10 protein-coding genes are annotated in these 9,528 nt (G+C 34.7%); 9 read left to right on the forward strand and 1 reads right to left on the reverse strand.

Annotated features, from left to right (window positions below):
* A partial coding sequence (locus QMD61_11040) for a flavodoxin family protein (GenBank protein ID MDI6725170.1) occupies positions 1-524 on the reverse strand: 524 nt, incomplete at its 3' end.
* A 151-nt stretch (positions 525-675) separates the two neighbouring features.
* On the opposite strand from QMD61_11040, the gene QMD61_11045 reads away from it, so the two are divergent.
* The 9 genes from QMD61_11045 to argB all read left to right on the forward strand — a co-directional run.
* Positions 676-1,911 carry an MnmC family methyltransferase gene (locus tag QMD61_11045; protein ID MDI6725171.1) on the forward strand — a complete coding sequence of 412 codons (1,236 nt, stop codon included), beginning with the start codon at positions 676-678 and terminating at the stop codon, positions 1,909-1,911.
* A gap of 26 nt (positions 1,912-1,937) precedes the next feature.
* Positions 1,938-3,944, forward strand: coding sequence for a tRNA guanosine(15) transglycosylase TgtA (gene tgtA / locus QMD61_11050; GenBank protein MDI6725172.1), 2,007 nt, complete (start codon positions 1,938-1,940; stop codon positions 3,942-3,944).
* On the forward strand, positions 3,944-4,297 hold the full coding sequence (locus tag QMD61_11055; GenBank protein MDI6725173.1) for a nascent polypeptide-associated complex protein: 354 nt from the start codon (positions 3,944-3,946) through the stop codon (positions 4,295-4,297). Before tgtA ends, QMD61_11055 begins: the two co-directional genes overlap by 1 nt.
* A complete protein-coding gene (locus QMD61_11060) occupies positions 4,297-5,052 on the forward strand; it encodes a metallophosphoesterase (protein MDI6725174.1) in 756 nt (251 codons plus the stop codon). The genes QMD61_11055 and QMD61_11060 overlap by 1 nt, the downstream gene beginning before the upstream one ends.
* A complete protein-coding gene (locus QMD61_11065) occupies positions 5,049-6,071 on the forward strand; it encodes a Zc3h12a-like ribonuclease (protein ID MDI6725175.1) in 1,023 nt (340 codons plus the stop codon). The genes QMD61_11060 and QMD61_11065 overlap by 4 nt, the downstream gene beginning before the upstream one ends.
* A gap of 43 nt (positions 6,072-6,114) precedes the next feature.
* Positions 6,115-7,320 (forward strand): hypothetical protein, encoded by a 1,206-nt coding sequence (locus QMD61_11070; protein MDI6725176.1) that lies wholly within the window; start codon positions 6,115-6,117, stop codon positions 7,318-7,320.
* A gap of 96 nt (positions 7,321-7,416) precedes the next feature.
* Positions 7,417-7,719 carry a hypothetical protein gene (locus QMD61_11075; protein ID MDI6725177.1) on the forward strand — a complete coding sequence of 101 codons (303 nt, stop codon included), beginning with the start codon at positions 7,417-7,419 and terminating at the stop codon, positions 7,717-7,719.
* A gap of 48 nt (positions 7,720-7,767) precedes the next feature.
* Entirely contained in the window at positions 7,768-8,961 is a 1,194-nt protein-coding gene (argJ, locus tag QMD61_11080) for a bifunctional ornithine acetyltransferase/N-acetylglutamate synthase (protein MDI6725178.1), read from the forward strand.
* 213 nt (positions 8,962-9,174) lie between these two features.
* Positions 9,175-9,528 (forward strand): acetylglutamate kinase (gene argB, locus QMD61_11085; GenBank protein ID MDI6725179.1); only part of this gene is annotated, 354 nt, incomplete at its 3' end.

The raw sequence follows: 9,528 nt of genomic DNA on the forward strand, positions 1-9,528 counted from the left end.
ATGCCGAAATCATCATTTTTAATGTCTCCTGCAGCTCCAGAAAATCCTGTACCTCCGTAATGAGCAAGGGGAGATCCATCTCCAACAACCACTGCATCGTGGATCAATAAGAATTCATGTATTGCTGAAATGGCTGTTTCCTGTCCTCCGTTTCTTGATCCTCCAACAGTGATAGCACCCCCAACTTTATCTTTAAGTTTAAAATCAGAGCGCAGCGGTCTTGACCTGTCCATGAACATCTTTAACTGTGCTGAAACGTTTCCAAAATAAACCGGACTTCCAATGATTAATCCATGTGCTTCCTGGACTTTAATGAGTAGATTGTTAATTTCATCATCTTTGGGGCATTCACCGGTCATTTTACATATATCACATGCTGTGCATGGTTCAATTTCCATTTTACCTAAATGATAACTTTCAACGTCTGCTCCATTTTCTTTAGCAGCTTCAAGGGCCTTTTCAACCAGAAAAGTTGTATTTCCTTTTTTTCTTGGACTTCCTATAATTCCTATAATTTTTGCCATGTTATAACCTCGTGAATTCTAATCAACCGTAGTTCTTTGGTTTTGGATTTTAATTATTATCTTCTATATCCTATAGGAAAATATATCTTTAATACTGGATATTTAATTTTACCAATATATTAATGAAATAAAACATATTATTCAAGATAGCATGAAAAAAAATAATTACAGGGCATTAACTGCATCAGATAAGGCACTTGAAATTATCAGAAGATGTTTTGAAGATGAGAAAAAAGGCAATAGAAATGCCAGGAATGATATTAAAGAAGATTTAAAGGCTTATTTTATAAAAACTGAAGATGGATCGTATACATTGGACTCTAATGGAGTATCCGGTAAATCAGAGATGATGCATACTTGTCATGGTGCGGTTACTGAATCACTGGAAAAATTTGTTAAACCAGCCCAACTTGAAGGCAAAAAGGAAGTTAAAATTCTGGATATATGCAGCGGTCTTGGTTACAATGCAGCAACATGCATCGAAAATTTAGATGATTCAGTTAAAATTGATATAGACATGATAGAAATATCAAAGGAAACATTACAGGCAGCCCTTCTTATAGATAATCCGATAGAATCATATGAAATAATTAAGGGAGCAATAGAAAGCGAATTATTTAAAAGGGAATTACTTGGTTTTAAATTTTATCAAGAAAAAATACATGAAAGAATTAATATCAATATTTATATTGATGATGCAAGAAATGTAGTTAAAAATATAACAGATAAAAGATATGATGCAGTATTTTTAGACCCATTTTCACCCCTTAAATCACCAGAACTGTATTCTTTAGAGTTTTTCATTGCACTAAAAAATCTGCTTAAAGAAAATGGACTGATTTTAACTTATACGTCTGCAGCTCCGGTTAGATCTGCAATGGTTCTTGCAGGACTCCATATAGGGGAAGGACCTCAATTTGGAAGAAAAAGTGGGGGAACTATAGCATCAAAGAGCTCAAAAATGATCCAAACCCAAGTCAGCGCTGCTGATGAAAGGATGATAGCGTTAAGCGATGCAGGTGTTCCGTTTAGGGATCCAGAGCTCAAAGGATCTGGTGAAGAAATAATAGAAAGACGTGAAAATGAGCGAAAATTGGTGAGAGGAAATTCTAGAATAGCATCAACAGTAAAAACTCCTGTTTTTTTAAATAAGGAATTAGAAAACTCAAGACTTAAAAGAAGAATTTTAAGAAATATTGGATTTATGGGAATAGATGATCTGAAATCTTTTGAAGCCCGATTTATTATATGCCCCCAATATGAGGAATGCATCTGCAAATGTGGAAGCTCCAGATTAGAGGATTCAAAAAGCAGGATTAATGAAATGATAAAGAGATTATCAATAATTATTGAAAAATGCAATGACGCTGAAAGAATAATAGAATAGAATTATCTTAAATAAAGGTGGAAAAATTGAACTTCGAAATTAAATATAAAGATGCTTTAGGCAGAATTGGAAAACTTAAAACTCCACATGGAACTGTGGAAACTCCAGCTTTAATGCCTGTTATTCACCCCGGTAAACAGACAATTGATGTTAAAAGATACGGGGCCGATATGGTAATAACCAATGCTTATATAATCTATAAAAATGAAGAACTTAAAAATAAGGCCCTTAAAGGCGGTGTTCATGATTTAATTAATTTTAACGGCCCCATAGTTACAGATTCAGGTTCTTTTCAATTATCAGAATATGGAGATATTGATGTAGATAACAGAGAAATAATTGAATTCCAGGAGAAGATAGGTACAGATATTGGTACTTCACTGGATATTCCAACTCCACCATACGTAAAACGCGAAAGAGCAGAAAGAGAACTTGAAATCACACTTAAACGAGCAGAAGAAGCCTTAAATGTAAGGGAAAATTTAATGATGAACTCAGTTGTTCAGGGTTCAACATTCCCTGATTTAAGGGCCAAATGTGCCGGAATAATAGGAAAAATGGATTTTGAGGTGTATCCAATAGGTGCAGTGGTTCCTCTACTTGAAAATTACAAATACATGGATGTTCTTGATATAGTAATGGCTTCAGTACAGCATTTACCTCCATCAAGACCAAGACACCTTATGGGAGCAGGTCACCCCATGGTATTTGCCTTTGCAGTAGCAATGGGCTGTGATCTTTTTGATTCTGCTGCATATATCCTTTATGCTCAGGATGATCGTTTTATGATGCCTGATGGAACATATAAACTTCAAAATCTCTCTCAAATGCCCTGCTCCTGTGAAGTATGTGCAAATTATACTCCTAAAGATTTAAGGGGAATGAAGAAAGAGCAGAGAATGAAACTGATAGCAGCACATAACCTTAACATCAGTTTTGCAGAAATAAGGAAGATAAAACAGGCAATAATCAATGGAAGCCTGCTTGAACTGGTTGAAAATAGATGCAGATCCCATCCATATCTTTTAGATGCTCTAAGAGGTCTGAAAAAATATAAAAACATGCTGGAAGAATTCGATCCGGCCTACAAAAAATCTGCATTTTTTTACAGTGGTCCTGAATCCCTGAACAGGCCCGAAATTTACAGACACCTAAAACGTCTTAAGAGACTTCCAAAAAAGAATAGGTTAGTGCTTTTACCTCCATTTAAAAAGCCTTATTCAAAAAATATCAAAACAATCCTTTTAAATAATCCTGAAATTGAAAATATAAATGATCTAGTGGGTGAATTATATAAAATCCAGAATTCAAGTGATGCTGAATTGAATGATTCAGTGCAAATAGCAGTACTTGATTATCCTTTTGGAATTATTCCCCTCGAAGTTGATGAAGTGTACCCTTTAGCTCAAAATGAAGCCCCTTCATGTCTGGATGAAGATTCCAAAAAGTTTATCCAGGATACTTTAAGGGATTATATGGAAAATTTCATTGAAATTATAATAAGTGAAAAGGTCATAAAGAAGTTTAATCTTGACTATAAAATTGAAAAATATGAAGAATCTCTGGAAATAAATTTAGATGATTTAAATAAAATAGAATATATAGCAGATTATCAATTTGGAGAAGGTTCGGGAAAAGCTCTATTTAATGGAAACATAAATATTGTTAAAAGTAGAAAAACAGGTAAGATAAGGCATGTTCATGACGGCGATGTTTTAATTGCAACACTTCGTGCAAGTGATGGCATTTTTGTGCTCAGCATGGAAGGTGCAAAACGTCTTCACAGTTATCTTGAATATCCTGAAAATAGGGTTGTTGTAAACAGCGATGCTGAACCCTTTGCAAGAGAAGGAAAAAGTATATTTGCTAAATTTGTAATAGATTGTGATATAAATATAAGAGCTAATGAAGAAGTTCTGATTGTTAATGAAAATGATGAACTTTTAGCATTTGGTAAGTCACTTTTAAATGGCCGTGAAATAATGGACTTTAACATAGGCCAAGCAGTTAAAACAAGGAAAGGAGGAAAATAATGATACCTGGTGCAGGAATGAACCCAAAACAACTTAAACAGATGCAGAGAGCCATGAAACAGATGGGAATGGACATGAAAGATGTTAAGGGTGCTACAGAAGTAATAATTAAATTTAAAGATAAAGAAGTAATTATCAGCAATCCTAAGGTAAACTTGATGGATTTCATGGGACAGAAAACCTATCAGATCACTGGCAAGCCCAAAGAGAGGAAGTTAAAAGTTGAATTAATCATTCCAGATGAGGATGTTGAGCTTGTATCTGCTCAAACAGGTGTAAGTAAGGAAGAAGCTCATAAAGCCCTTAAAGAAACCAATGGAGACCTTGCAGAAGCGATTATGAGGTTAAGTTAATGGCATTTATCGTTCATTTATCTGATCTGCACGTGGGTGCAATCAATTTTAAAGATGAATTTTTATTAAGTGCAATTAAAAAATCTAATGAGCTTAACCCTGATTTAGTCATTGTCACAGGCGATATAACTGAAAATGGTTACTATCATGAATTTGAACATGCAGCAGAGTTTCTGGATTTAATAGAAAATCCAATCCTTGTTGTTCCTGGAAACCATGATTCAAGGCATATAGGAAATGAATCATTTGAACAGCTGATAAGAAAACGATGCAGTACTTTAACAGTTAAAAATGATGAAATTAAAGCCATAGGATTGGACAGCAGCGAACCGGACCTGGATTATGGGAAAATTGGAAGAGCTCAACAGAAAAGAATGGAAAAAGAACTGAAAGAAGCTGAAAACCGAAATCTGTATAAAATAATAGCTCTTCACCACCATCTGATACCTGTTCCAAAAACAGGGCGTGAAAGAAACGTATTAACTGACGCAGGAGATATTTTGAAATCAGTAATAGATGGAAACGCTGATCTGGTGCTTTCAGGGCATAAACATGTGCCTCATGTATGGCAACTTGAAAATACTGCATTTGTAACCGCGGGAACAGTATCATCTCTGAAACTTCGGGGAAAAGATATTTGTTCATTTAACACAATTGATATTCAGGAGAAAAGTGTAGAAATAGTATTGAATCAGTCTGATGGGAATTCAAGAATTCTTGCAAAATATGAAAATAAGTGTAAGGTGATTGATTGAAAGTAATTATCGATGCATCTAATGTGGCTCATTATGGGAAAGAAAAAGACGGTAGTCCACGTTTAGACACTGTATTAAAGTCAATAGAAGCTTTAAAGGCGTTAGGATATGAGCCCTATGCCATTGCAGATGCATCACTGCGACATGAAATAGATAAAAAGGAAGAATTCAACAAACTCCTTGAAGAAGGGAGAATAGTGCAGGTTCCATCAGGCACCACAGCAGATCACTATATTTTGAAAATAGCTGAAGATGAAGATGCAAAAATATTATCAAATGATATATTCAGAGAATATAATGATGAATTTAAAGATATTGCAAGTAGAAGAATTCCCTACAGTGTAAAAGGCGGAGAAGTGATCATTGGATCATCATCAAAGCCCAAGAAAATTAAAAATATTCTCCAAAAAATATCTACCCAATGCCTGAATGAATTTGAGAAAAAGGGAATGGAACCTTACAGGCATAAAAAAAGCAAAAAATTAAGTGGTATTGCCATTGCAAAGGAAGCAATTGATAGAATTACGAAAAGCAAGGAAGAAGGAATTGATTCTAAATTAGAAGATATATTTATGAAAATTCCCCTCTTTGACAAAGTAATGAATATGGTTGAAGATGCTGAAAAAACAAGTGATTTTATCATTTTCGTTCTTGTAAGTCCAAGGGACTATAAAGATGCTGTGAGATATGCTGGAAATATTGCAGTAACAGTCGGTGACAGATTAAAACTCGATCATGCCCCTCTTGTTGCTATAAGAAATGATCTTTTCACAAAACCCGGGACTTTTGAGCTTAATATTCTTTACTCTGATGAAGTAAAAGAAGAGTCAAAGTACAATGTTAATATAACCATTAATGATCATGATTATGCATTTGTAAAGAAAAATTCAAGGAATATAGCAAGTACAGTGGCTGCAAGGATTGGAACATGGAAATTCCCTATTGTATCAGTTAAACCGAGTATGCTTCTGGAAAAACCAGGACAATTTGAAATAATATTAGAAAAACCAGAAAGTTAGTCAATAATTCACAAATTATCTTATTGTAGGAGGAAAACCCTAAATGGTCATGGATTATCTAATGAGAGGTTTATTTGGATTCTTTATTAAATCTAAAGTCTTAAGTATCGGCACTAAATATTACCCCACAAATGAGAAAGAGCGAGACTATGTGGAAATGATTAATTATACACATACCATGCTTCTTGAGCTGGATCGTGCACATATTAACACTCAAAATATCTTTCAAAATCTTATAAAAGAAATTGGAACAGAAAACATACCCCGAAGTAGAAAGTTCATTGAAATAACCCCTGCAGAAGATAAAGTGGATGAATATGCCCTATTAAGTAATATAATAATGGGTAGCGATAGATACCTGTATGTAGAGGTTATAAGAAGAGATCCTATCATTAAACAGTTTGTAAACCTTATTAAGAAAGAAAAGGGTATAATTGTTGAAGAGAGCAACACAGAAATTGTTGCAAGAATGCTTTCAAAAAATGATGCTATAAGGGTTGGAATTGAACTTATTGGGCTTGGAATGGATAAAGATGTCTCTGTTAGGGCTGCAGTTGGGATGACAGGAGCTGCTGCAATTGAAAGAGCCATAAATTTAAATAAACAGATTGGAGAAACTTCAGGGGTTGGATTTACCAAGCTCGGTGGAGAATTTGCAATTGTTTTTTCAGAAAAGCTTGAAAAAGTGCGAGGAACCCCAGCAGTGTACGATAATTATTTATTTATCGATATTATAGATTCAACAAAGTTTATAGAGGAAAATGGCCGTGATAAACTCGTTGAAATAATGACAGAAATTAAAAATTTTATTGAAAAAGAATGCGACGGAAAAATCGAGGGGTATCGTGAAGGCGGGGATGACTTAATTGCAAATCTGCCAACAAAAGACGCAGCATTACGTGCAGGAATTGATTCAGCATGGCATGCCTTAAACAATGGTGCTATGCTCAGGGCAGGTATAGGAAAAAGCAGAAGGGAATCAGGAGAAAGAGCTCAGCTGGCGGATAATATTAAAATATGGAATAACAGCCCGGTCATGGTTTTCGATATCGCTGATGGGACATATGCTTATTTTATTCCCTCTGAATTTGCAAGAGCAGTAATGGAGTTTTTCCTGTACAAAAAATCCAAAGTATTTTTGATATTCATATTTGTGTTTATAGTTTCATTTGTTGGGTGGAGTGTAGGACGCTGGGAATTTGGAATAGTAGCCATATTTCTGGCCCTTTTATATGCAGTTACAACATAATATGATATAATCAATCAGAGATGCATAGAAAAGATATAAAAACCTTAAAATCATATATTTATAAGTATTAGATTTAAAGCTAAATAAAGTGGTATTATGAAGCCAGAAACAGAAGCAAAAGCTGTAGTAGCAATAATCATTTCCTTAATCGCGTTTGGATGTGGTTCAGGAGCAGGAATAGTGATGGGTATTAACCAAAATGATACATCTGTCCCCCAGATTAATAAAAGTAATCAGGAAATGCCCCAGATTCCCAGCACTAAGAATGTAAATACTAATACAAATACTCAGACAACTTCCAGTCCAACAACTAATGAAGAGGTATACACAGAACCAGTTACACAAAATGATAACCCATCGACATCAACAGGGAATGGAACTAACAGTTCAACACTGTGAATTTTTAAACATTAATCATTTATTTTAATTATATCAGGAGATACATTTATGAAAATTATAGAAGGCGGAATCTGCGCTGTCAATACTTTAATGGCTTCAAGCGCTCGTAAAGGGAAATATGGCTTAGCTATTATAGTGAATAAAGATAGCAATGCAGCGGCAGTATTTACATCCAACAAAGTACGTGCAGCACCTGTTATTTTAACACAAGAAGCAGTTAAAGACGGTAAAATTTCGGCTATCGTTGCAAACAGCGGAAATGCAAACTGTTTTACCGGCCATGAAGGAATGAAAGATGCCAAAGAAATGGCAAGAAAAGTTGCCAGAAGTCTCAATATCGAACCAAAAGATGTGGCTGTTGCATCCACAGGTATAATTGGAAGAAAGCTTCCTATGGATATAATAAACGATTTAATAGCAGAATCTATTGAAGGACTTGAAAATTCACCTTTAGCTTCTAAATCTGCTGCAGAAGCAATAATGACCACTGATACTTACCCTAAGGAAATTTCAGTCCAAACGGAGCTAAAAAATGGCGATGTAATAAAAATTGGGGGCATTACCAAAGGTTCAGGGATGATAGCTCCAAATATGGGCACAATGTTATGTTTCATTGCTACTGATGCTAAGGCATCACCAGAAGAACTTCAAAATGCCTTAAAAATAGCAGTAGATAAATCATTTAACATGGTTGTTGTAGATGGTGATGAAAGTACAAATGACACAGTTTTGTTGATGGCAGGGAAAGGTTCAGGCCAGATAGATGAAAATTTCCAGGAAGCGCTGAATTTTGTGTGCACTGAACTTGCAAAAATGATGGTAAAGGATGGAGAAGGTGCAACTAAATACATGGAAATCACTGTAAATGGCGCATCAAGATATAAAGATGCAAAAGATGCTGCAAGAGCAATAGCAGGTTCAACACTTGTAAAAACTGCCCTGTTCGGTGCAGATCCTAACTGGGGGCGGATTGTTGCCGCTGTAGGATATTCCGGGGCTGAAATGGATGAAAATAAAGTTGATGTGACCTTTGAATCAGATAATAATAGTGTTGAAATCGTTAAAAAAGGTTCAATAATAGCCTCTGAAGGTTCAAAAGAACTTAAAGCAGCAGAAAAAATTATGAAAAATGACGAAATAAAGATAATCGTGGATCTTAACCTTGGAAAATACTCTGCTAAAGCTTACGGCTGTGATTTAACTTATGATTACGTGAAGATTAACTCAGAGTATTCTACATGATAAAATGTTAATATTTGGTTAAATAATGTATTTTGATCAACTTTTTCTTAAAGGTTGATGTGTAGATTAATTCAGAGTATTAAAAAGATAATGGTTAAATTGAAATATTTTGATCAAATTAAGTTTGAGTTGTGACTATTGAAGAGTACTCTGCATAAAACATAAATTAAAACAGATTAATATTAAATTTATAATATTTTAAATGGCGATATAATGGAAACTGTAAATATTTTAATCGAGGCACTGCCTTACATTAAGAAATTTCATCAAAAAAAGATCCTTATCAAATACGGAGGCCATGCCATGATTGATGAAGGAGCAATGGAATCAACAGCACGAGATACTGTTCTTTTAAAGTATGTAGGTATGGAACCGATAGTTGTACACGGCGGAGGACCTGAAATCTCAAGAGCAATGGCCAAAATAGGGAAAGAACCTGAATTTATTGAAGGACTTCGGATAACAGACAAAGAAACCATGGACATAGTTAAAATGGTACTTGTTGGTAAAATTAACACTGAAATAGTTTCAAAAATATGTTTACATGGTGGAAAAGGTGTGGGATTA

It is taken from the genome of Methanobacterium sp. (genome assembly GCA_030017655.1).
Lineage (GTDB): Archaea > Methanobacteriota > Methanobacteria > Methanobacteriales > Methanobacteriaceae > Methanobacterium_D.